Origin of the sequence: Vibrio sp. 10N.247.310.24, assembly GCF_041467175.1 — a bacterium.
In the GTDB taxonomy this organism is placed as follows: Bacteria; Pseudomonadota; Gammaproteobacteria; order Enterobacterales; family Vibrionaceae; genus Vibrio; species Vibrio tasmaniensis_A.
Genome location: NZ_JBFSUD010000044.1, coordinates 1 through 23726, shown reverse-complemented (window position 1 = coordinate 23726; position 23726 = coordinate 1). Strand labels below are relative to the sequence as shown.

Here is a 23726-nt window from a genome sequence, read left to right as displayed (position 1 = left end):
TCTTTTATTGCAGCTCTTACAGCATTTCGCTTCAAACTATTAAGCAATAACGAGTTTTCAATACTGCCTTATGAACTACCATCAATATCACCCAATCGACGTTGTAAACGGCCCAGGAACACGCTGCACTTTGTTTGTGTCGGGCTGTGTGCACCAGTGTCGCGGGTGTTATAACCAATCGACGCAAAGGTTGGACTCAGGGCACTTGTTCACTCAAGAACTGCAAGACCACATTATCGCTGATCTGAACGATCCGCGAATCAAGCGCCGTGGTTTGTCGCTTTCTGGTGGTGATCCTCTACATCCTGCTAACGTGTCTGAAGTGCTTAAGTTGGTTCAGCGTGTAAAAGCAGAATGTGAAGGTAAAGACATCTGGATGTGGACGGGTTACGAGCTCGACGAACTGGATGAAAAGCAGAAGCAAGTACTGGAATACGTCGATACTTTGATTGATGGTCGTTTCGAGCAAGACAAAGCGGATCCGATGTTGGATTGGCGTGGTAGCTCAAACCAAATCATTCATCGATTTACTGACATATAACAGTTGTCGTGGCTTAGCACATTCGTAACACGAAAAAGGGCGTCATGGTTAGCGCAATGCAACCAATCGGCCCTTGGGTGTGAGTTCTTTTCGTTTATTCGCTTAAACTACCATTCAAGCAACGACCTGATCTGGCTCTTCTATTAAGTTGTTGATCCATTTCTTAGAGTGAATCCGCTGGCTAGTTAAAGCTATCTTCGCTAACTCTTCCAGCAGCACAATCATCAAAACCCATTCTAGCGGCCAACCCAACACCAACGCAGTAAAGTAGGCAAGGGGAATACCGATTGCCCATTGGCCAAACAGGTCGATGAAGATGCTGTAGTTGATGTCTCCACCACTTTTCAGCACTCCGCCTATACCAACCATATTGAAGACTCTTAGTACCATACCGAGTGCCATTACTAAGGTAACGTTAACGGCCGTACCTTTGAGCTCTAAGTGAGTAAGACCGATCATGTATACGATCGCGGGTTTGGCGACAAAGCACATTAACGCCAGTAAAGCAGCAAGCCCACAACTCACTAACACATAGCCCCAAGCTGTATTCTCGACACGTTGATAGTTCTTCGCACCGATCTCGTTACCTAGAATGATGGAAGCCGCAACCGCAAACCCCAAAAAAGCAGAGATCAAAATGCTTTCGACAGGCGATAACAAGGAAATGATCGCAAGTTCTCCAACCCCCATTTGGCCAACGATAACGTTGTAAATAAGAATCCCGCCCGCCCACGCAGTGTCGTGAACCAACATAGGTATGGCTATCGTGAAGTACTTCTTTCTATGCTTCGGTAATAACGCATCTCGCCAATTGCTTAACGTCGGGAATAGGTGCGGATAATGTTTTCTTGCCATAACAAGCAATGCAATGGTTTGACAGAATCGAGATACCGTGGTGCCAATAGCCGCACCAACCACACCCAGTTCTGGAAACCCAAACAAGCCGAAGATCAATAGGGCGTTTAGAATTGCATTGACGATGATTGCCCAGATACTGATTTTGGTGGGCAGCTTGGCTTCGCCCACAGAACGAAGTGCACTCTCTAGCGGCACAACTACAGCGGTACCAATAAGGCTGGCTCCTGTTATCCAAAGGTAATCCGTTGCCAAGCGGACGTAATCAGGGTCTGAGGCCACCACAGACACGACTGATTCAGGAGCCAATGTATAGATGAACACAAAGGGCATGATGGCAAAGATCGAAAGTGCCCATGATTGCGCTAGTGTACGTCGAATTCCGTTGAAATCACCGGCACCAAAATATTGCGAAGCTAGCACGCTCACAGCTCCACTAATCCCCGACACCATGATCAAGTTGAAGAAGAAGATACGGTTGCCAACGCCAACCGCGGCGGTTGCAGAATCACCAAGCTGATTGGCCATAAAAATATCGATCACGCCAAGCAGTGAAAACAACATGGTTTGCAACGAGACTGGTAAACCGATGTGCAATAATTTTTGCCAAAATTCTTTGTCTAAATGACGATATGTCGAGAGCATCGCATTTCCCCGGTAGTGATTATGCGAGAAGTTTATCGGCATTTGTTTTCGCTGTATTGTTCAGACTCATCACAAACTTTTGCCAAACTATCCACTTTGATAAGTTGGCCAATTGAATGAGTTAGCAGTGATATGAGTGATAAACAAGAAAGGTATGAGATCTCTGAAAAGACGCATCAAGAGTTTGTCGATCAAAGCCACGTATTGGCATTTGAAGAGCTCGGTATCGTTCAATGTGGGACGGCGTCGTGTCGCGATTTTTTTTCGGTGTATCGTAAGAACCAACAGAAACACATGCTGTTGTATACCGTGAGAGGAAAAGGTTGGTTAGAAAGTGGGGCGTGTCGTTACATTTTAGAACCGGGTTCGTGCATTACTGTTCCAGCAGGAATAGAGAATGGTTTTGGTATTGAAGAGGAAACATGGCAGATCGCATGGATCTTTCTCTCGCCCAACAAGCTATGGGAAAATGTCGTCAATGATGAGGTGAGTTATACGCTATCACCAGCAGCAGAAGTTGTTTCGTCCTGTATTCATACGTTGTTGAGAAGCATTGCCTTGCCCATTGATTTAGGCGGAGCGATTGCGATTCACAGTGTAGCCCAAATAGAGTTCATGATTAATGCGCCAGTGCCTCAGCAACAGTCACGCAATTTGATCCGATTAAGACGCGTTTTCGATAATGTACAAAAGCAGCTCCATAAAGAATGGAACGTTCATGAACTCGCGAGCTTATTCCCGTGCTCAGAGCCACACTTCCATCGTTTGTGTCAGCGCTATTACTCGCACAGCCCTATGACTCATATCATGCGTATGAGAATGGAATACGCTGCACGGCTACTTAGATCGAGTGATTGGTCGATTCAACACATTGGTGAGATAGTCGGATATCCAAATGCCGCTAACTTTAGCACTCGGTTTAAGGCGTGGTCAGGAATGACACCAAGACAATTCAAACTGAGTGCCCAATAGCGATCTTAATAGGGAGCATAGAAACATAAGACACATAGAAGCATAAGATACCTAGACATACAGCGCTTTGAATTGTGCAATTGGTTATTAGGTGTTTGAAATTTGCACTATTTATACGTTTGAAATGACCAATCTCTGATTACTTCTAATTACTAATGGTAACTAAGCGCTTCTATTAAAAAATGTTTCTGATTTGTCTACGATAATGTTAACGTGAAACTCATACTTGAATTTCAAAGGGTTGTGACTTTCATGTTTTCACATCTACCAAAACCAACTTTAGATCCAATTCTATCTCTGTCTGTCGCTTACCGCGGCGATACTCGCACTGATAAAGTCGACTTAGGCATTGGCGTTTACAAAAACGACCAAGGTGAAACACCGATCATGAAAGCCGTCTCTAAGGCTCAAGATATCGTTGTTGAAACACAGAAAACCAAAGCTTATGTTGGCCTAGCAGGCTGTGAAGAGTTTAACCAGAGCATGGTTGATCTGTTGCTTAAAGGGACTTCTGCAATAGGTCGCGTTGCTGCGATTCAAACACCAGGTGCAAGTGGTGCACTTCGCATGTTGGGTGACTTGATGAAAGTCTCTCAACCAGACACAACGGTTTGGATTTCAAACCCAAGCTACGTTAACCATAAACCGGTGATGGAAGCGGCGGGCTTAAAAGTTAGATACTACAATTACTTCAGTCCTGAAACGAAGCAAGTTGATACGGCTAAAATGTTGGCCGACCTTTCAAAAGCGGGTCCATCAGACGTGGTACTTCTTCACGGTTGCTGTCATAACCCAACGGGTGCTGACATTGATTTTGAAGCGTGGCAGGAAATTACTAAGTTATCGCAAAAGAATGGTTTCTTACCGTTTGTTGATATTGCCTACCAAGGCTTTGGTGATGGCCTAGAAGAAGACGCAAAAGGTCTTCAACATATGGCGAACAACGTAGAAGAGATGTTGATTACGACGTCATGTTCGAAAAACTTCGGTTTGTACCGTGAAAGAACGGGTGCCGCGATCGTTATCGGTAAGAACAGCGAACACGTAGGCAATGCTAAAGGTAAGCTACTGACGCTGGCTCGTTCAACTTACACAATGCCGCCAGATCATGGTGCCGCGTTGGTTAAAACAATTCTTCAGAATCAAGAACTAACGACGATTTGGAAACAAGAGTTGAGTGAAATGCAGCAACGTTTGTTAAATCTGCGCAAAAGTTTATGTGATGAATTGCGAAATACTTACAACACGTCACAATTTGACTTCATCGAAAGCCATAAAGGCATGTTTAGTGTACTAGGCTTTAAAGAAACTCAAATGAATCAACTACGTGAAGAATATGGAGTCTATGGTGTTGGTGATGGACGCATCAATATCGCGGGCCTTTCTGAATCCCATATTCCTTATGTGGCTAAAGCGATAGCCAACGTTTCAAAATAGAAGGTGACTGAATGTATAATTGGAAAACGATTGTAGTTTTAATGCTAAGTGGTGGCCTGTTTGCTTGTTCGACGACGACTCAAGTTCCTGTCGAGCCTGAGCAAAAGCCTCAAGTAGAACAACCGGTTGTCGATGACTCTTCTAAGACTGACGCAACGGAAGGCGAGAAAGTAACGGAACCTACAGAGAAGCCTGAAGAAGTAAAACCAACGGAACCAGAAGCGAAACCAAAGCCTGAACAAAAACCGACTGCAAAACCAACCAAGACAAGCGATGGCAAACTGATTCTTGGCGAAGAGGAGTGGGTGTTTGTTCCTGGTCTTAAAGAAGCGTTTAAAGCACGAGTTGATACAGGTGCAACAACATCATCAATCAGTGCCGTTGATATTGTTGATTTCGAACGTGACGGTAAAGATTGGGTTAAGTTCAAAATTGAACATGACGGCATCACAACTGAAGAGATCAGCTTGCCGGTAGAGCGTTGGGTTAAGATCAAGCAGTCGAGCGCGGAAGGTACACAACGACGTGCTGTTGTTGTCGCTTCAATTCAAATCGGCGATCTAAAAGATAAGACTGAGTTTACGCTAGCAGATCGAACGCATCTTTCTTTCCCAATTCTGTTGGGGAGAAGCTTCTTTAGAGATGTTGCCGTTGTCGATGTTGGTCAAAAATACGTTCAGAAAAAAGTAACTAAATAGCGTCAATCGGTATTCATTCGAATTAGAGTCTGATGCTTTTATTGATGAGAAATGAAATCCCTACTAATGGAATTAGTGGGGATTTTTTCTTTTTATGATGTAATAACCGACGAAATACACTTTATTGTGCGTTGTTCTTCATTCGTTCACTGTTTAACCTCGACAATGTGATCCTGATCTCTATATAATCCGCGCTTCGTTTTATGTTTAATCCATACTTTCGTACTTCTTATTTTGGCTAATTGAAATAGCCAAATAATTATCTGTCAGTACACGCTTAGGAATTAGTTCTTTGATATCTACCGCGAACATCACAATGCAATTTGGCGCAGAGCCGCTGTTTGAAAACATCTCTGCTAAATTTGGTAACGGAAACCGTTATGGTTTGATCGGCGCCAATGGTTGCGGAAAATCAACGTTCATGAAAATCCTAAGTGGCGCATTGACGCCAAGCTCGGGCAACGTTTCGATCACTCCTGGAGAAAAACTGGGTGTGCTAAGCCAAGATCAGTTCGCTTTTGAACAGTACAGCGTTATCGATGTAGTAATCATGGGTGACAAAAAACTGTGGGAAGTAAAACAAGAACGTGACCGTATTTACTCTTTGCCAGAAATGAGCGAAGACGATGGTATGAAAGTCGCGGAGCTTGAAAGTGAATTCGCGGAAATGGATGGCTACACGGCAGAAAGCCGTGCTGGTGATATCCTAATCCAAGCGGGTATTGAAGAAGAGTTTCACTTCGGCCTGATGCAACAAGTTGCTCCGGGTTGGAAACTGCGTGTGCTATTGGCACAGGCATTGTTTGCAAACCCAGATATCCTGCTTCTTGATGAACCAACCAACAACTTGGACATCCACACGATTAACTGGCTTGCTGAAGAGCTAAACCAGCGTAAATGTACAATGATCATCATTTCGCACGATAGACACTTCCTTAACTCTGTATGTACACATATGGCAGATATCGACTACGGCGAGCTACGTGTTTACCCAGGTAACTACGAGTACTTCTTAGAAGCGTCGGGTTTGATTCGCGATCAACTTCTAGCGAGCAATGCTAAGAAAGCGGCTGAGATCAGCGAGCTTCAAGACTTCGTAAACCGTTTTGGTGCTAACGCATCTAAAGCAAAGCAAGCAAGTTCACGTGCTAAGAAAATGGACAAAATCACGCTTGATGAAGTGAAGTCATCGAGCCGTATGAGCCCATCCATTGATTTTGGTGAAGGCAAGAAACTACACCGTCAAGCGCTTGAACTTCAAGAGCTTGGTCACGGCTTCGATGGCGAAACACTGTTTGCTGGTGGTAACTTGCTACTTGAAGCGGGTACTCGTCTTGCTGTTATCGGTGAGAACGGTGTGGGTAAAACAACACTATTGAAATGCCTAGTTCAAGAGCTAGAACAAAACGAAGGTATCGTTAAATGGTCTGAAAACGCATCAGTAGGCTACTGCCCACAAGATAGCACGTCTGACTTTGATAACGATCTGAGTATCTTCGATTGGATCTCACAATGGCGTACAGTGAAGCACGATGACCTTATGGTACGTGGTATTCTAGGTCGTCTATTGTTTACTGCTGATGATGCGAACAAGAAAGCGCGTAACTGTTCTGGTGGAGAGAAGAACCGTCTGTTATTCGGCAAGCTAATGATGCAAGATATCAACGTGCTTGTGATGGACGAACCAACGAACCACATGGACATGGAAGCAATCCAAGCCCTGAACGACGCATTGAAGGTTTACACGGGGACGCTTATCTTTGTAAGCCATGACCGTGAGTTCGTTTCTTCGCTAGCAACACACATCATTGATGTAAAAGACCAACAATTAGTGAGCTTCCAAGGTACTTATGAAGAGTACTTGGATCATCAGAAAAAGATGCTGATGGTTAGCTTATAACAGTCTTAGTTGGTCTATAACCGTATTGGTTGACCTATAGTTGCATTAGTAATTAGGTAAACGGCTAGCAGCTAACTGTTTATTTGCTAACTATAATAAGAAAGTAATGAAAATAAGAAAGCCCCCGAACACAATAGTGGTCGGGGGCTTTTTGTCGTTCTGATGTTGGTTCTAATTTTAAACGCGGTTAAACAACATTGTTTAACCGCGCTCAAGAGCTAGAACGAATTATCCGTACGTCTAGTATTTAAACAATTGAACTTGAGTATTCAACTGTTGAGCAATACCGCGCAACTCTTCAGACAAGTGACGAGAGTTATCAGCCTCAGTAGACATGTTTTCTGATACATCATTAACCAACTGAATATTCTTACTGACTTCACCGGTAACCGATCTTTGCTCAGAAGCAGCATTCGAGATATGTGAAGCCATCTCTGAGATCTGTTGAATCGATGTCGCGATCTCTTCCAGTGCAATAGTCGCATTGTTTGCATCATCGACACTTGATTGCGCCAAATCTTGGCTACGTTGCATTGATTCAACCGCACTGACGCTGTTTTTCTGAAGAGTCTCGATCATTTCGCGTATCTCGTCTGTAGAACTGTGAGTACGTTGAGAAAGAACACGAACTTCATCTGCCACAACCGCAAAACCGCGACCTTGTTCACCCGCACGTGCTGCTTCAATCGCTGCGTTTAAGGCCAATAGGTTAGTTTGTTCTGCAATATCAGAAATGGTTGATAGAATAGTGTTGATGTCTAACGCATTTTTCTCAACTTCTTGAATGATTCCTGAAGCGTTCTCAACTTGTTGAGCAAGGCTAGTGATCGAATCTTGGTTACGAATGATGACTTGCTTACCTTGTTCACAATTCTCTGTTGAACTGATCGCTGAATCAGCCGTCATTTGCGCGTTGTTTGCTACTTCTTCTGCTGTTGCCGACATTTCATGTACGGCTGTAGCAATCTGAGAAATTTCGTGAAGTTGGACTGATAGACCTTCACTTGTTTGACGAGCGACATTGGTACTAATTTCAGATTGCTGATTAAGCTGGTTTGAAGAGCCCGCAATATCACGCACTATCTCTTGAAGTTTTGCTATGAATGCGTTGACGTGATGCGCTAGAGTGCCAATCTCGTCTTTACTATGAACAGTCATACGCTGTGTTAAGTCGCCGTCACCTTTGGACAATGCTTCCATTGCCGAGCTTAGTGTCGTTAATGGCGACAGTGCTTTCTTGATGATAAACATCGCAACAAATGCGATTACAGCAAGTTGTATTAGACCAAATATTACCGACTGACGAACTAATGAATAGTAAGAAGCAAAAGAGTGATCTTTATCTATAACAACAGTGAAGTACCAGTCTGTATGAGGAACTTTCTGAGCAGAAAGAAGGGAGTCGGTACCTTTAATGGTTAACTCTTCAAATTCTGGATTTTGCGCAAGTGATTTGATTTTCTGAGCAGAAAGGTTGTTTGAAATATTAGAAACAGGCTTTAGCGTTAGGCCACGGTCTCTATGGGCAACAATGTTACCTTTACCATCGACAAGAAAAGCGTAAACACCAGGTTGCTCGATACTTACAATATCATTAATGAGGGTGTTTAAGTTCAGGTCTGCACCAATAACACCAGAGAAACCGTTGGTATTGAATGGGCTTGCAATTGTTACCACTAGGTCATTCGTAGCTACATCAACATAGGGTTCAGTGACGACTGTTTGACCTGCCGCCATAGGCGCTTTGTACCAATCTCGAGTACGTGGGTCGTAGTCTTGCGGTACTGGCAAATCACCACCTAGAAGAAAGCGACCGTCAGAAAGCCCTGCGTAGGCAATTTGAAACTTACCGGCACTTGTACTTTGAGTTAAATAGCTGGTTGGGTCATCGGTAAAAGTAAATGAATTTTTCGCTGCATTTACAACGTTAATTCGGCCTTCAATCCATTTTTCTATACCCGATACCGTTGTATCAGTTAGTGTATTTGAATATTGCTGAATGGAACGATAGGTTTCGTTAAGAAGTTGCTTACCTGTTACATAAGTCTGAATCATAGTCATTGCGAAAATAATGACAACAAACATCAATGTTAATTTGTTCTTGATTGAAATATTGCTAACACCCATTTACGGTACTTCACTCTATTAGAAATTTGGAAGAGAGTAGCAGTACGCCGTATTACCGTAAAGATATTTTATTACTGATTTTTATCAATAAATGAATAGTATAAAAATGAGTTATAAACGGAAGTGACGAGAAAGGGTGATTTTCGAGGATTTTAAGCTAAATGTTTAGTTTTTAGTTGCAAAATCAGACATTAAGGCCAATAGGTCACGAGACTATTAGCCTTTAAGTTACCGTTTAAACAATCGAATTTAACATTTGCTCACTGATGGATCATAAGTGTTGAATAGACTTAAAAGCCAAATCGAGCTGACATTAAGAATTGGTGGCCGTAAGTACCGTTATTTCGAAGGTCAATACCTACTGAAAGCTGTTCTGTTGAGTGGAAGCGAGCCCCTACACCGACAATTGAACTCGTGTCGTCGCTGTCTACGAGTTGACCAAGGCGGGCGTTAACTTCAATGTTTGCCAGCAACCAAGCTCTTAAACCAATATTGATTTCAGTTTTAATGTGGTTACCATCATTACGTTCGATGTTGTGCAGTAACATCTGTCCAGTAATATCAGCCAACTGATTAATTGGGCCGTTGAACCCCATACCTACAGCCGCATCCCAATCCCCTTCAAATTCAGAATCGATTCGAGCAACAAAGTGTGAGTTTTGAGTGAACATTGTTGTGACTTCGCCACCAAATGTACTAGGGCTAATACCTGTGCGTAGCTCAAATGTATTGTAGTTAAAGTTGTTTGCATACGCAGAGAATGAACACAGTGTAACCAACCCCAAAAGGACCGTCTTGTTTGCGCTACCTAGCATGGTGACTCCATATTAATTATATTTTTCGGCATTATAATGCAAAAAAGCCTGCAATATGCAGGCCATTTGTTATAAATCATGTCTTTGAAGTCGACGGTACGGAGTTCGTATCTTACAAAACTTGAATATGATCTACTTCGATCTCTGGCGTTTTACCACCTTCGTATTCGCCAAATATACGAACTTTTGTATCTGCGGTGAGCGGTTGCGCTAGAAGGATATCGTCATCCAGTTCGATCTGAATTTCACTCTGACCATCAGAGAATACGAACGTATCGTTCTTTAGTTGACGAACAATCTTGCCATCTACGATTGCTTCTTGCTCTGCGAACATGCTGGTGTCTGCTAGTAGAGTCGCAACTGAAACGGTTTCAATCGGTCCCGTGTACGCAATAGCGCTCTGATGCTTGTGGTTACTGTCGCTATTGTTGTGATTACTGTTACTGTCGCTGTGATGGTCACTAGCCATTGCGAAAGTAGGAGCGAGGATAATAGTAGATGCGATAGCTAATACAGTTTTTTTCATGGTGAATCCCTTAATGTTGTTTTTATTAGAAACGTTTTTCTTAATTTGAAACGTTTCTTTTCGTGAGTGCGCTTATTTTGTTTGTAAGCTTCGTTTCGATGGAGCTATTAAACAACACTGGGGTTGAATCCAGAGTGAGTAACACATTCATTTTCCATTCATTTTATTGAGCATCTACACGACAATGACGTTAAGATGGAGGCAGAGAAATATTGCCCACAGCTATAAATTGAAAATTAAGAAATAAAGGATTTAAGTACAGATGCGATCACCGTTAAACGCCCTTATGGTTCAAGGGACAACGTCAGATGCCGGAAAAAGTGTTTTGGTGGCAGGTTTATGCCGTGTTTTGGCAAGGAAAGGCATCAAAGTGGCACCTTTTAAGCCTCAAAATATGGCGCTAAATAGCGCAGTGACAAAAGATGGTGGCGAAATTGGTCGTGCTCAAGCGGTTCAGGCACAAGCTTGTAATATTGAGCCTACCGTCCATATGAATCCTGTATTGCTAAAACCCAATTCAGATACGGGTGCGCAAGTGATTCTACAAGGAAGAGCACTGACGAATATGGAAGCGACCGGATATCACGACTACAAGAAAGTTGCGATGAATTCGGTTATCGATTCGTTTGATCGACTTTCTGAAGAATACCAAAGCGTGATGATTGAAGGTGCGGGCAGTCCCGCAGAGATAAATCTTCGAGAAAACGATATCGCGAACATGGGCTTTGCTGAAAAGGCAGACATCCCAGTGATCATCGTTGCTGATATTGATCGTGGCGGCGTTTTTGCACACCTCTACGGCACATTAGCTCTATTATCTGAATCTGAACAAGCGCGCGTAAAAGGCTTTGTGATAAACCGTTTTAGAGGCGATATTGCGTTACTTCAATCTGGTTTAGATTGGCTAGAAGAGAAAACAGGTAAGCCTGTGATAGGGGTTTTGCCTTATCTGCATGGTTTTAACTTAGAGGCGGAGGATGCGATAACCTCAGCCCAAGAGTCTGATGGAGAAGCTAAACTTAAGGTTGTAGTGCCAGTACTAACTCGAATCAGTAACCATACAGACTTTGACGCTCTGCGACTTAACCCGTCGATTGATTTACGTTACGTAGGCAAAGGCGAGCGCCTGAACAACGCTGATTTGATTGTATTGCCGGGAACAAAATCGGTAAGAGCCGATTTGGAATACCTAAAACAGCAAGGTTGGGATAAAGATATTCAGCGTCATCTTCGATTGGGCGGGAAAGTGATGGGTATTTGTGGCGGTTATCAGATGCTAGGGAATATCATCCACGACCCAGATGGCGTTGAAGGGAAATCTGGAAGCAGTGAAGGGTTGGGGTATCTTGATACTGAAACGACACTAACACAGCAGAAAACTTTAACCAATGTGTGTGGAACCATGACACTTGATGGCAAAACTGCACAAGTAAAAGGGTATGAAATCCACGTAGGTAGGACTGATGTCAATGAAACGGTATTACCGGTTCAGTTAGAATCTGGCAGTGTTGATGGTGCTGTGAATCAAGATAACTCAATTTTTGGTACTTACCTGCATGGCGTATTCGATAACAGTGGTGCATTGTCGCTTATTTGCGAATGGGCAGGTGCTAATGATGTGACAGCGATTGACCATGAACAGCTTAAAGAGTTGGGTATCAATCGAATCGCTGATGCCATCGAAGATCACTTGAACCTTGACCTGCTTTGGCCTGAATTAACAGCTTAGGCCGTAACTTAGAAGTTAGCTCAAGAATTTAAACGAACAATAGATTAAATGAGAATAATGAAAAAACGAGTCATCCTTTTAATTATCGTCTTAGTTTCAGCACTGAGTTCTACTCATCTTTTGGCTGCTGAAAAACTACGAGTTTATGCTGCATCGTCGATGACGAACGCGGTTAACTTGTTGGTTGAAGAGTTTGAGAAAGATCATTCTGTCGATGTTATTCAAGTGTATGCGAGCACGTCGTCTTTGGTGCGCCAAATTGAACGAGGTGCGCCAGCAGACATTTTTATCTCGGCAAACGAAAAATGGATGACGCATTTAGTCGATCGCCAATTGGTTGCTAGTGACAATGTCACAAACTTGTGCGAAAACGAACTCGTGTTAATTTCCCCGAAAGAGACGCCAATATCTTTGGACCTCTCAAGCGGTGACCAATGGGCTAAACTTCTAATGAATGAAAGACTTGCAGTTGGCAACACCATGTCGGTTCCTGCGGGTATCTATGCGAAAGAAGCGCTAGAAACGTTAGGTGTATGGGACGATGTGAAGACTCGATTGGCACCAAGTAACAATGTACGTATGGCATTGGCTTTGGTAGAGCGTAGTGAAGCTAAGCTTGGCATTGTTTACAAAACAGATGCATTGCTATCTAAAGAAGTGAACCTAGTGTCGACGTTCCCATCAGATTTACATACGCCAATACGTTACCCTGTAGCGAAATTGAGCGATAAAGTCGTCGCAGAACAGTTCTATACTTTCCTAAAGAGCGAAAAAGCGAAGGACACCTTGAACAGTTTTGGATTTGAAGTGCGTTAAATGATGTATCTATCGGAATACGAATACCAAGCCTTAATGCTGAGCTTGAAAGTCGCTGGTTTTGCCATCTTGTGGCTTATTCCAATCGGCATCGGCTTGGCATGGTTGCTTGCTAAGAAACAATTTGTGGGCAAAAGCATTGTAGAAAGTATTGTCCATTTGCCTTTGGTGCTTCCACCCGTGGTTATTGGTTATTTGTTGCTAGTGATGATGGGCAGACAAGGCGTTATTGGCTCTTGGCTTAATGACGTGTTTGGTATTGTATTCAGCTTTAGTTGGAAGGGCGCTGCTCTAGCGTGTGTGGTCGTAGCGTTGCCTCTGATGGTACGTTCTATACGACTGAGCTTAGAAACCGTAGACAGTAAACTTGAAGAGGCCGCAGCTACATTGGGCGCTTCACCGCTTCGTGTGTTCTTCACTATTACATTACCGCTGATGATCCCAGGGATCATTACTGGCACCATGCTTTCATTCGCAAGAAGTCTGGGTGAATTTGGTGCGACCATCAGCTTCGTTTCCAATATCCCTGGAGAAACTCAAACTATTCCTTTAGCCATGTATACCTTTATTGAAACCCCTGGAGCTGAAATGGAAGCGGCTCGTTTGTGTGTCATTTCTATTGTGATCGCACTGAGTTCACTGATGCTTTCTGAATGGCTCAACAAAAAGTCAGCAAAACGTTTGGGGGGTAACGCATGAGTCGCATGAGCACTTTGGTCCTCCAATATCAGCAACAGCTTGGTGAAACGTTTTTTGATATTGACTTAGAATTGCCAAGTACTGGTATTACGGCAATTTTCGGTCGTTCTGGTGCAGGTAAAACTTCACTTATCAATGCCATTAGTGGTCTCAAACAACCAGATAGTGGCTTGATCAGCGTATCTGGAACCATTCTGTTCGATAGTGAAAATGGCATCAACTTACCAACGCACAAACGCAACGTCGGCTATGTATTCCAAGAATCACGATTGTTCCCACACATGAAGGTAGCTGCGAATTTAAAGTACGGCATGAAATGCGTCGATAACGCGCACTTTGAACAAATAGTCTCGCTGCTATCGTTGGACTCGCTGCTTGATCGCTATCCAGCCCGTCTGTCTGGCGGTGAGAAGCAACGTGTTGCGATTGGCCGCGCACTGTTGTCTAAGCCCAGCATTCTATTGATGGATGAGCCATTGGCGTCTCTGGACTTACCTCGTAAGCGTGAAGTAATGCCGTTTCTTGAAAACTTATCTGAAACCGTTCAAATACCGATTATCTATGTCACTCATAGCCTCAATGAAATATTACGCTTGGCAAATCACCTTGTGATCATTGAGCAAGGCACAGTTATTTCATCGGGGATGACGGAAGAGGTATGGGCATCGAGAGCCATGCAACCGTGGCAATCTTTTTCAGAGCAAAGTTCGTTGTTTGAAGCGACATTAGCGGAACATAATGATGATTATGCGTTGTCACGTCTAACGTTAGGTAAATCAACGTCACTTTGGGTTCAAAAGGTGTCGAGCGAGCTTGGCACTACGGTAAGGCTGCAAGTGAGGGCAAATGATGTCTCTATCACGCTACAGCAGCCGCAAGGCACTTCGATACGTAATATCCTTCCTGTCACTATTAAAAGGGTAGAGACGCACCAGCAAGGCTCGAATAAGCAGAGTGTCGCTGTCGAGTTAGAACTTGAGGCCGGATGCTACCTATGGGCAACCATTACATTGTGGGCGCTGGATGAGCTGAATTTAGAAATTGGGCAACGTGTCTACGCACAAATTAAAGGCGTGAGTGTCGCGCAAAGAGATATTGCGATAACGCACTAAACTTATGCACTAAGTTCATGCAGCAAGCTCATGCGATAAGATATTCAGATCTAGCGGTAATACATTAAGGCCCCACGACGTACTTGGTTTCTGGTTTCATTTTAGAACGGGTAAAACTCGAACTTGATTCTGTGACTCGATCTTGATTCCATAAATGACTACATGCGTCATTTTTATACGGTATAACTGCCAGTTCTGCGTCATACTATATGAGTGTGTATGTATACTTTCGTGCGATGAGAAAAGTTAGAATTCTAAGAGCCACAATGAGAATCCCTGCACTAACAAGAACCCAGACGTTACATTCGAATAATAGAAGAAGCGAGCAGAAAAAGAACGTATAGAAAAAGCTGCTGGTACAAAAAAGCCGCATGTTTTAAATAACATACGGCTTAATCATTAAGTTTTCCTTAAGCATTCAACCTAAATTTAGGTGCTCTGAATAGCTTAGCGGATGAAAACTTCTTTGAAATCACGCTTCAAGATAGCATCACGGCGCGCTTTCTTGATTTGCTTAGCCATGTCTTTTACACAGTTATGTAAAATTTGGTCAAGCAGTTGAGCTCGGTACTCTTCTTTTTCTTCATCAGACATGCCTTCTGGAAGTTTAAGAGTAGGGAACTCCTCCATCATGTTTACGCCAGCGAAAGCTTGGCTAACAGAGATTAGAGCGTGGAATTGCTCAAAGTTGTCCAAAACATTTTGTGCGCTTGCTGGAAGGCTGCTCCAAGTTTCACGCACTGCTTCTTCAGACACTTCGTGAATAGAAGTAACCATGTTGTGCATCTCTTTAGGCACTTCATCAAATTCGATAACTTGGCGAAGCTCTGGTGAGATAGTGGTTAAATCGATTTCTTGTACTTCGTTGTTTGTAGCGTCTGACATAGTATTTCTCTTTAAAAAGAAACAATGCTAAAAAGATCTGTAAAAAAGTCAATATAATATAGAGATTAGGGCATGATTTAAGCCCAAATTTGAGCTACTTTGAATATTCAACACTAGATAAAGGTGATGTGATGATAGAAAAGGGATCTTCGATGCGCATATTGCTGGTTGATGACGTTCAACTGGATAGGATGCAACTCGCTATTCGACTCAAGCAACTGGGTCACGTTGTAGAAGCTGTTGGTAGCGGAAAAGAAGCCCTGAATGTTTATTCTGATTTTGATCCTGAACTCGTGTTACTGGATATCAGCATGCCAGACATGGATGGTTTTGAGGTCGCTAACGAAGTTCGTCGGCAATTCCCAGAATGGGTTCCGATCATCTTTTTGAGCGGTCATGAAGAGCCTGAAATGATCGCAAAAGCGATAGATGCCGGCGGCGATGACTATTTGATCAAACCGGTAAACAAAGTTGTTTTGAACTCTAAGTTGATTGCGATGCAGCGTATTGCGCACATGAGACGAGAGTTAAAACAGAGTACCGCCAAACTCGAAGAACTGAATATTTTACTGCAACAACAAGCCAACGAAGACGGCCTAACCAAATTGTACAACCGACGATATATGGATACTAAGCTTGAAGAGAGCATTGCGTGGCACGGACGACGTAATATATCCATGACCGTCATACTACTCGATGTTGACTTCTTTAAGCCTTACAACGATAACTATGGTCACATTCAAGGGGATAAGTGCCTGCAAGGGCTTGCCAATACTTTGAAAGAGCTCTTTGTTCGAGCTGGAGAATTTGTTGGACGTTACGGCGGTGAAGAGTTCGTCATCATTCTGAGTGATACCGACAGCTCCGCGGCTAATTTACAGGCCAATCGTGTAAAAGAAGCACTGCATCAAATGAACTACGTCCACGACTACTCAGCAGTGTCTGACAGGGTGACAGCGTCACAAGGTGTGTTGTCATTCGTGCCTGAAGGTGGTGAGGCTATCGCTTCTATTTACGAAAAGGTTGACCAAGCACTGTATCAGGCCAAGCAAAGCGGAAGAAATACCTACATACAACGCGATATTATGGAGCTTGAGCAATAGTTGACGAGCTTCGGTAGTAACCTGAATTATACTTCTAGTAGCTTATAAGCCAGGAAGTGACTTAAGTGATAAAAGAAATGCAGCATTCCAAGTCATTCGTCATGACTAACTCAAACAAAGGTCTTGTATTAACTCTGTTTGTTTCCGTGTGTCCAACAGCTGTTAACGCAGCTTCGCTCTCTGAATTGGTCAGAAAAGACATTGAACAAACCTTCGCAACGAGTGTTTTGCTCAATGATACGGATGTGTTTACCTTTGGCATAAATAATTTTGATCCCAACAAAGTCTTTAGTTTGGACAATGAAGATATTGGCTCTAATGACTCAGTAAGTCGCCGACAAAATATCGCTTCCCTCAGCCTTCCTTATACCTTTGAAGTGCCAAGTTATATTGAAGACAACCATCAAGAAGTAACACTTCGTTTATCTGCGTTGCGGATAGAGAAGGATGTTCAATATGCCAGTTCAACGATAAGCGACTTTCAAAAAGAGTCTGTTGTTTCTGGTTACGTTGAGTATGCAAACGTATCCCAGTTGAACGAATACTGGAGTTTTAGTTCTGCAATTGGTAACCATATTTCCTATTATCGAAACGATTTTGAATATCGTTCTTCGTTGCTTGCACCAATTCAAGGTCAGCTGGATGGTCTTTATCTGAACACGGATGCTTGGGCATACATAATAGAGCCTAAGATAAAGTTGATGTTTGAAGATAAGAATGACTGGGGTAAATATAAACTCAGTACCAGTTGGCATTACTTTAATGGTATAGGTTGGGGAGAAGCCAATAACGGTAATATTGGTCACCCAGAAGGTTGGTACATAGCAAATGAAGCTAAGATCTTCTATGACTTAGTTCGTTGGGACAAAAACATCACATCCATGTATTCGAGTATAAGAAGAATAGATATTGGTGGTGATACTGTCGCGTCTATGGGCACTACAGCTTACTACGAAGGTAGTGTAGGTTGGTTGCTTAACCCAAATCTGTTTAATGACTGGGTCGACAATGTAGGAATAGGGTTTACTATCAATTACGGAAGTAGTTTGAAAGGAGGGAGCTTAGTCATCTTCTTTAACCAAGACTAGTCTAAGCACCAACGCTTTCGATGTTCACACCGTTAAATTACGATGTTCAGAGCTTTACATTCCAAGACTTTCAACGTCTTTAACTATCGACACACAGCTTGTTTCGGCCAGTTTCTTTTGCTTTGTACAGTGCGTTATCGGCAAGTTTCAAGACTTCTACGGGTTGTTTAGTGGTTCTACTATCAGACAGCCCAATGCTCACCGTTACGTTTACGACTTCAGTTGATTTGTTGCTCTGACCACGTTTTTTAATGCCGACTTCATGGTCGTCAGGGCGATCGTTGCTATTTCGAATCGTCATATCGTAGTTTTGTACTTCCGAAATGAGAACTTGAAGGTGCTCTTTAACCTGTTCCGAGTATTTGCCTTTAAAAATAATCGTAAACTCTTCACCACCATAGCGATAAGCTTTTGCACCACAGGTTGTTTCACTCAATATACGTGCTACCAACTTCAACACATCGTCGCCAATGTCATGCCCGTAGGTATCGTTAAATTTCTTGAAGTGGTCGATATCAACCATCGCCATTGAGTATTTTCGCCCTAAGTGCTTCATATCCACTTCTAGTGCGTGTCTACCTGGAATGTTAGTTAAACGGTCATTAAAGGCCATATCGTGGCTAGCAGAGACGACATAGATAATGAATAGCGTACCAGACAGCGAGAACATCGTACTAGAGATGTATTGCACATCAAAAAATATGAATGTACTAGTAGAAAGTAAAATTGCGCTGTATACGACAACATCAATCGCGCGGTTGTATACCAGAACTAAAATCGACGTAAGGCCAAGTAAACAAAGGCTATACAGCACTAAAACGAAAGGTAGCCTCGAGAATCCGTTAACGATAAACAGGATACCTTCGCTCCATGACTCAAATCCACCTGACTGGAAATGAGAAACAATTAATTGCGCCCATACCGTAAACAGAACGAGAACCAAAGCATATAGGAACATGGATTTCGAGTTAACGCCGTTATCTGGGAAGGCATACACCAGTAAGCATGTTACAGGAACTAAAGCGGTTAACAGAGACAGTTCTAATAGAGTGGTGCCTGTGTTGAGTGGCGTTTGTAAACGAACTTGAATGATGAGGTATGCGACGAGCATGGTTAAGGACACCATGGCCATACGACCTTGCTTAAATGTGTGGCACAGTAAAACCGCAACGCTCAATAGAATGTATGGGAGGTTGCTAGCAAACCCTAAGTTTGAATCCGTCACTAGGATGACGTTGTTCATACCTGCAAGTAATATTGCTAATAGAAGTAAGGGAAAGCAAAATCGAAATATGCTCGACGTGACGAAAGAAGATGTCATTTATGTGGTGAGCCTAACTATAATGATGATCTTATATTTTAATTTTATACGTAGGATACGGGTAAACAAGCAATTGCCAAGCTTTTTCATTAAATTATAGCAAAAACATGATCATAGCTCGCTAATTGTACAATTAAATTTATATGTGTTTCAGTTGCTATTAACCTAAGAACGAGCTAAACAGTATATATGATAAATGAAACAGCCGTTATTGATACTTAACTAAATTAAGATAGTTTGTGCTTAAGAGCTAGGTGGTTACCTAAGTAGCAATGAACAGATGTTATACGCCTAACTGCAGAAGCGGCTAGCAACAACGGTAATTAGTTACAACAATGATTAGCTGTAACAACGATTAAACTAGAAACAACCGCTCAACATGGAGGTGTAATATGCAAATCAGTGTCGATGTCCATAACTATATGGAAACTTTGGTGGGAAATGTATTAGCGACAGAAGAGTATGTTTCTGGCTATACCAACGAGCAGTTAGCCGATCTTGCGTGTTTGGCTTTGGGTCAGCTTAAACCCATCTATATTCGCTTCGATGTCGATTTTCTATCGGCATTGCCAGAGGATAAATTGGTGCTGTATAAACGAAATAGTGAGATCGCGGTCAAAAATGCAGAAAGCATGATCATTGACGACAGAAGACGAGAGCGTGACGACAATGTACCCGTAATCTTTAGTCAACATAATTTTGATGATGACGTTGAATTACAATGGTATGAAAAGCCATTGTTGAGCGGTAAACAGTCATGATAGTTTACGGTTAATGCGGTCATTTAAGGAGTAAAAACGTGGGATTCTTTTCTAGATTATTTAGTGGCAAAGAAAAAACCGAACAAAAAGTAGAAATTGAGCCAGTCGAATACAAAGGCTTCAATATCTATCAAGATGCCATTGCTGAATCTGGTCAATACCGTGTAGCTGGGCGAATCGAGAAAGAATTTGATGGTGAAATCAAAACCCATCGTTTTATTCGTTCAGATGTTGTTTCAAACAAACAAGATGCCGATGAACTGATGCTTAAAAAATCGCAGATGTTCATCGACCAAATGGGCGATAACATTTTTAGCTAACCAAATAGGGTTAGAATTGATGTTGGTCATAATTTAGAGAGCTTTCAGTGTATATGCTGAAAGCTCTTTTTAGTTTTAGGAACAAAGAACAGCTAGTAGGTTGTTATTTAAAGGAATATTTGCAAGTGGTTTGACCTCTTGACTCAAAAGAGGCGTCATTTCTTCAAATGAAGTGCTCCAATTCCATCCAAATCGTTATAAGTAATAACTTTTCCTGTTCTTTGAATAAAACGCTTGAAGTATTAGTTGTCGTTAGATACAAACGAATAAGTCATTGTGCCAATAGTCAAGGAATAGCTATGCAAATTGGTGTACCAAGAGAAACACTCGCAGGTGAAACGCGAGTCGCTGCTTCGCCGAAATCGGTAGAACAGCTTCTAAAATTAGGATTTGAAGTTTGTGTTGAATCACAAGCAGGTGCGTTAGCAAGTTTTGAAGATGCAGTTTATGAACAAGCTGGAGCAAAAATTGTCACCGTAGATGAAGCTTGGAAATCCGATATTATTTTTAAAGTTAACGCTCCGATCGTTGACGAAACTACAAATGAAATTGATCTTCTTCAAGATGGCGCAACATTGGTCAGCTTTATTTGGCCAGCTCAGAACCCAGAATTAATGGAACAATTGTCCACTCGTAATATTAACGTGATGGCGATGGATTCTGTACCTCGTATTTCAAGAGCTCAAGCGTTAGATGCATTGAGTTCTATGGCTAACATCGCGGGTTACCGTGCTGTTGTTGAGGCGGCGCATGAGTTTGGTCGATTCTTCACAGGTCAAATTACGGCGGCAGGCAAAGTTCCACCAGCGAAGGTACTGGTTGCTGGTGCGGGTGTTGCTGGCCTAGCAGCAATTGGCGCTGCGGGTAGTTTGGGTGCGATCGTTCGTTCGTTCGATGTTCGTCCTGAAGTAAAAGAGCAAGTCGAGTCTATGGGCGCTGAATTCTTGGAAGTGGATTTCAAGGAAGATACCAGCGCGGGCGACGGCTACGCAAAAGAGATGTCTGAAGCATTCAATAAGAAAGCTGAAGAACTGTATGCAGCTCAAGCTAAAGATGTCGATATCATCATTACAACGGCACTGATCCCAGGTCGTCCGGCACCTAAGCTGATTACCAAAGAGATGGTAGACAGCATGAGTGCTGGTAGTGTGATTGTTGACCTTGCGGCAGCCAATGGCGGCAACTGTGAATATACCGTTGCGGATCAAGTCATTACAACGGCTAACGGCGTGAAAGTGGTAGGTTACACAGATATGGTTGGTCGACTACCGACTCAATCATCTCAACTGTATGCAACGAACCTAGTTAACTTGCTGAAACTGCTTTGCAAAGAGAAAGATGGCAACATCAATATTGACTTTGAAGATGTCGTGCTACGCGGTGTTACCGTGGTTAAAGAGGGTGAAGTCACTTGGCCTGCACCACCAATTCAAGTTTCAGCTCAACCACAACAAGCTAAGCCCAAAGCGGTTAAACCGGAGCCTAAAGTTGAAGAGCCGGTTTCTCCAATTAAGAAAGTGGCAGGCATGGCGGTTGCTGTAGGTGCATTTGCTTGGGTAGCTTCGGTTGCTCCTGCTGCGTTCTTATCTCACTTTACCGTTTTTGTACTCGCTTGTGTGGTGGGTTATTACGTCGTTTGGAATGTAAGCCATTCTCTGCATACGCCTTTGATGTCCGTAACTAACGCGATTTCAGGAATCATTGTAGTCGGTGCACTGTTACAAATAGGACAAGGAAGTGGCGTTGTCACGTTCTTATCATTTATTGCCGTATTAATTGCAAGTATCAATATCTTTGGTGGCTTTACCGTAACCAAACGTATGCTTGAAATGTTCCGTAAAGACTAAGGAGTGACAGATGTCTGAAGGATTAGTACAAGCAGCTTATATTGTTGCTGCTGTATTCTTTATTATGAGCTTGGCTGGGTTGTCGAAACAGGAATCTGCGCGTGCAGGTAACTATTACGGTATCACGGGTATGGCAATCGCGTTGATCGCGACGATCTTTGGCCCACATTCTGCAGGTATTGTATGGATCATCATTGCTATGGTGATCGGTGGTGGTATTGGTATCCACTACGCAAGAAAAGTAGAAATGACTGAAATGCCTGAGCTGGTGGCAATTCTGCACAGCTTCGTAGGTATGGCAGCAGTACTTGTAGGTTACAACAGTTACATTGATCCACCTGCTACTGTTTCTATCAACCCTGCTGATATTCATGCAGAGCACGTGATCCACCTAGTGGAAGTGTTCCTTGGCGTGTTTATCGGTGCGGTGACGTTCACGGGTTCTATTGTTGCGTTTGGTAAGCTTCGTGGCGTTATCTCTTCGTCTGCATTGAACATTCCTCATAAGCATAAGTGGAACCTTGCGGCGATCGTAGTTTCTACACTACTGATGATCATGTTCGTTAAAGCGGACGGCAGTATGTTCGCGCTAATGGTGATGACTCTTATCGCATTCGCATTCGGTTACCACCTAGTGGCATCGATTGGTGGCGCAGATATGCCAGTGGTTGTCTCTATGCTGAACTCGTATTCTGGTTGGGCAGCAGCAGCGGCAGGTTTCATGCTTGCGAACGATCTGCTTATCGTAACCGGTGCATTGGTTGGTTCGTCAGGTGCAATTCTTTCTTACATCATGTGTAAGGCGATGAATCGCTCTTTCATCAGCGTTATTGCTGGTGGATTCGGCCAAGACGTGGTTGTGTCTGATGGTGATGAAGAGCAAGGTGAACACCGCGAAACATCAGCTGAAGATGTGGCTGACATGCTTAAAAACTCAAAGTCAGTCATCATCACTCCTGGATATGGCATGGCAGTAGCTCAAGCTCAATACCCAGTGCATGAAATCACTGAGAAGCTGCGAGCGCAGGGCATCAATGTTCGATTTGGTATCCACCCAGTTGCTGGTCGGTTACCGGGTCACATGAATGTGTTACTTGCTGAAGCAAAAGTACCTTACGATATCGTTCTTGAAATGGACGAACTCAACGATGACTTCAATGAGACCGATACTGTTTTGGTTATCGGTGCAAACGACACAGTGAACCCTGCAGCACTTGAAGATCCAAATAGTCCAATCGCTGGCATGCCAGTACTTGAAGTTTGGAATGCTCAGAACGTTATCGTATTCAAACGTTCGATGAACACAGGTTATGCAGGTGTACAAAACCCGCTGTTCTTCAAAGAGAATACACAGATGTTGTTTGGTGATGCGAAACAGAGCTGTCTCGGTATTCTAGAGCATCTATAGGAAACACTTTTTAAGTATTTTCTAAGCAAAAGCATTAAGTCGTAACTAAATAAGGAGCTCATTAGAGCTAATGCCGATCAGTTAAAGCCAAAGTGATCGGTTGAAGGATCCTTCCGAGCTG

The 23726-nt window shown here is 43.0% G+C and carries 21 protein-coding genes; 15 read left to right on the top strand and 6 right to left on the bottom strand.

The window, feature by feature from the left end; all coding sequences use genetic code 11:
• The first annotated feature begins 70 nt into the window (after positions 1-70).
• Positions 71-541 (top strand): anaerobic ribonucleoside-triphosphate reductase-activating protein, encoded by a 471-nt coding sequence (nrdG, locus tag AB6E08_RS14415; protein ID WP_012600613.1) that lies wholly within the window; start codon positions 71-73, stop codon positions 539-541.
• 114 nt (positions 542-655) lie between these two features.
• On the opposite strand, the gene AB6E08_RS14410 is transcribed toward nrdG, so the two are convergent.
• Positions 656-2083, bottom strand: coding sequence for an MATE family efflux transporter (locus AB6E08_RS14410; RefSeq protein ID WP_372066655.1), 1428 nt, complete (start codon positions 2081-2083; stop codon positions 656-658).
• A 90-nt stretch (positions 2084-2173) separates the two neighbouring features.
• Here AB6E08_RS14410 and AB6E08_RS14405 point away from each other — a divergent pair, with 90 nt between their 5' ends.
• The 4 genes from AB6E08_RS14405 (at position 2174) to AB6E08_RS14390 (ending at position 7048) form a co-directional block, all read left to right on the top strand.
• Complete coding sequence (locus AB6E08_RS14405) at positions 2174-3013, top strand: AraC family transcriptional regulator (protein ID WP_372066658.1); 840 nt, start codon at positions 2174-2176, stop codon at positions 3011-3013.
• A 252-nt stretch (positions 3014-3265) separates the two neighbouring features.
• Positions 3266-4450: an amino acid aminotransferase gene (locus AB6E08_RS14400; protein WP_086050927.1), complete on the top strand. Its 1185-nt coding sequence runs from the start codon at positions 3266-3268 to the stop codon at positions 4448-4450.
• Positions 4451-4461: 11 nt separating this feature from the next.
• The gene (locus AB6E08_RS14395) at positions 4462-5148 is read left to right on the top strand and encodes a RimK/LysX family protein (protein WP_372066662.1); all 687 of its coding nucleotides are present in this window, start codon (positions 4462-4464) and stop codon (positions 5146-5148) included.
• A 292-nt stretch (positions 5149-5440) separates the two neighbouring features.
• On the top strand, positions 5441-7048 hold the full coding sequence (locus AB6E08_RS14390) for an ABC-F family ATPase (protein ID WP_372066665.1): 1608 nt from the start codon (positions 5441-5443) through the stop codon (positions 7046-7048).
• A 240-nt stretch (positions 7049-7288) separates the two neighbouring features.
• Here the strand turns inward: AB6E08_RS14390 and AB6E08_RS14385 are convergent, their stop codons facing one another.
• From AB6E08_RS14385 to AB6E08_RS14375, 3 genes are all read right to left on the bottom strand, one after another.
• Positions 7289-9175 (bottom strand): methyl-accepting chemotaxis protein, encoded by a 1887-nt coding sequence (locus AB6E08_RS14385; RefSeq protein ID WP_017101870.1) that lies wholly within the window; start codon positions 9173-9175, stop codon positions 7289-7291.
• Between the two features lie 290 nt (positions 9176-9465).
• A complete protein-coding gene (locus tag AB6E08_RS14380) occupies positions 9466-9990 on the bottom strand; it encodes a hypothetical protein (protein ID WP_009845348.1) in 525 nt (174 codons plus the stop codon).
• 112 nt (positions 9991-10102) lie between these two features.
• Complete coding sequence (locus tag AB6E08_RS14375) at positions 10103-10516, bottom strand: YgiW/YdeI family stress tolerance OB fold protein (RefSeq protein ID WP_012600619.1); 414 nt, start codon at positions 10514-10516, stop codon at positions 10103-10105.
• A 262-nt stretch (positions 10517-10778) separates the two neighbouring features.
• Between AB6E08_RS14375 and AB6E08_RS14370 the strand changes: the two genes are divergently transcribed.
• From AB6E08_RS14370 to modC, 4 genes are read left to right on the top strand one after another with little or no spacing between them, the layout of a single operon-like run.
• Positions 10779-12245 carry a cobyric acid synthase gene (locus tag AB6E08_RS14370; protein WP_371702059.1) on the top strand — a complete coding sequence of 489 codons (1467 nt, stop codon included), beginning with the start codon at positions 10779-10781 and terminating at the stop codon, positions 12243-12245.
• A 57-nt stretch (positions 12246-12302) separates the two neighbouring features.
• Positions 12303-13061: a molybdate ABC transporter substrate-binding protein gene (gene modA, locus AB6E08_RS14365; RefSeq protein WP_371702057.1), complete on the top strand. Its 759-nt coding sequence runs from the start codon at positions 12303-12305 to the stop codon at positions 13059-13061.
• Entirely contained in the window at positions 13062-13760 is a 699-nt protein-coding gene (gene modB / locus AB6E08_RS14360) for a molybdate ABC transporter permease subunit (RefSeq protein ID WP_017102126.1), read from the top strand.
• Positions 13761-13765: 5 nt separating this feature from the next.
• Positions 13766-14872 (top strand): molybdenum ABC transporter ATP-binding protein ModC, encoded by a 1107-nt coding sequence (gene modC, locus AB6E08_RS14355; RefSeq protein WP_029222763.1) that lies wholly within the window; start codon positions 13766-13768, stop codon positions 14870-14872.
• 447 nt (positions 14873-15319) lie between these two features.
• Here the strand turns inward: modC and AB6E08_RS14350 are convergent, their stop codons facing one another.
• Positions 15320-15757 (bottom strand): DUF3069 domain-containing protein, encoded by a 438-nt coding sequence (locus AB6E08_RS14350; RefSeq protein WP_004731036.1) that lies wholly within the window; start codon positions 15755-15757, stop codon positions 15320-15322.
• 131 nt (positions 15758-15888) lie between these two features.
• Between AB6E08_RS14350 and AB6E08_RS14345 the strand changes: the two genes are divergently transcribed.
• Together AB6E08_RS14345 and AB6E08_RS14340 are read left to right on the top strand one after the other, a co-directional pair.
• Entirely contained in the window at positions 15889-16860 is a 972-nt protein-coding gene (locus AB6E08_RS14345; RefSeq protein ID WP_198299351.1) for a diguanylate cyclase, read from the top strand.
• A gap of 101 nt (positions 16861-16961) precedes the next feature.
• Entirely contained in the window at positions 16962-17948 is a 987-nt protein-coding gene (locus AB6E08_RS14340; protein ID WP_371702111.1) for a Solitary outer membrane autotransporter beta-barrel domain, read from the top strand.
• 79 nt (positions 17949-18027) lie between these two features.
• Here the strand turns inward: AB6E08_RS14340 and AB6E08_RS14335 are convergent, their stop codons facing one another.
• Complete coding sequence (locus AB6E08_RS14335; RefSeq protein ID WP_372066672.1) at positions 18028-19269, bottom strand: GGDEF domain-containing protein; 1242 nt, start codon at positions 19267-19269, stop codon at positions 18028-18030.
• 392 nt (positions 19270-19661) lie between these two features.
• On the opposite strand from AB6E08_RS14335, the gene AB6E08_RS14330 reads away from it, so the two are divergent.
• The 4 genes from AB6E08_RS14330 (at position 19662) to pntB (ending at position 23605) form a co-directional block, all read left to right on the top strand.
• Entirely contained in the window at positions 19662-20030 is a 369-nt protein-coding gene (locus AB6E08_RS14330) for a late competence development ComFB family protein (protein WP_009845358.1), read from the top strand.
• A gap of 38 nt (positions 20031-20068) precedes the next feature.
• On the top strand, positions 20069-20350 hold the full coding sequence (locus AB6E08_RS14325) for an HlyU family transcriptional regulator (protein WP_009845359.1): 282 nt from the start codon (positions 20069-20071) through the stop codon (positions 20348-20350).
• Between the two features lie 299 nt (positions 20351-20649).
• Entirely contained in the window at positions 20650-22197 is a 1548-nt protein-coding gene (gene pntA, locus AB6E08_RS14320) for a Re/Si-specific NAD(P)(+) transhydrogenase subunit alpha (protein WP_372066675.1), read from the top strand.
• Between the two features lie 10 nt (positions 22198-22207).
• Complete coding sequence (gene pntB, locus AB6E08_RS14315) at positions 22208-23605, top strand: Re/Si-specific NAD(P)(+) transhydrogenase subunit beta (RefSeq protein WP_009845361.1); 1398 nt, start codon at positions 22208-22210, stop codon at positions 23603-23605.
• Positions 23606-23726 lie beyond the last annotated feature (121 nt).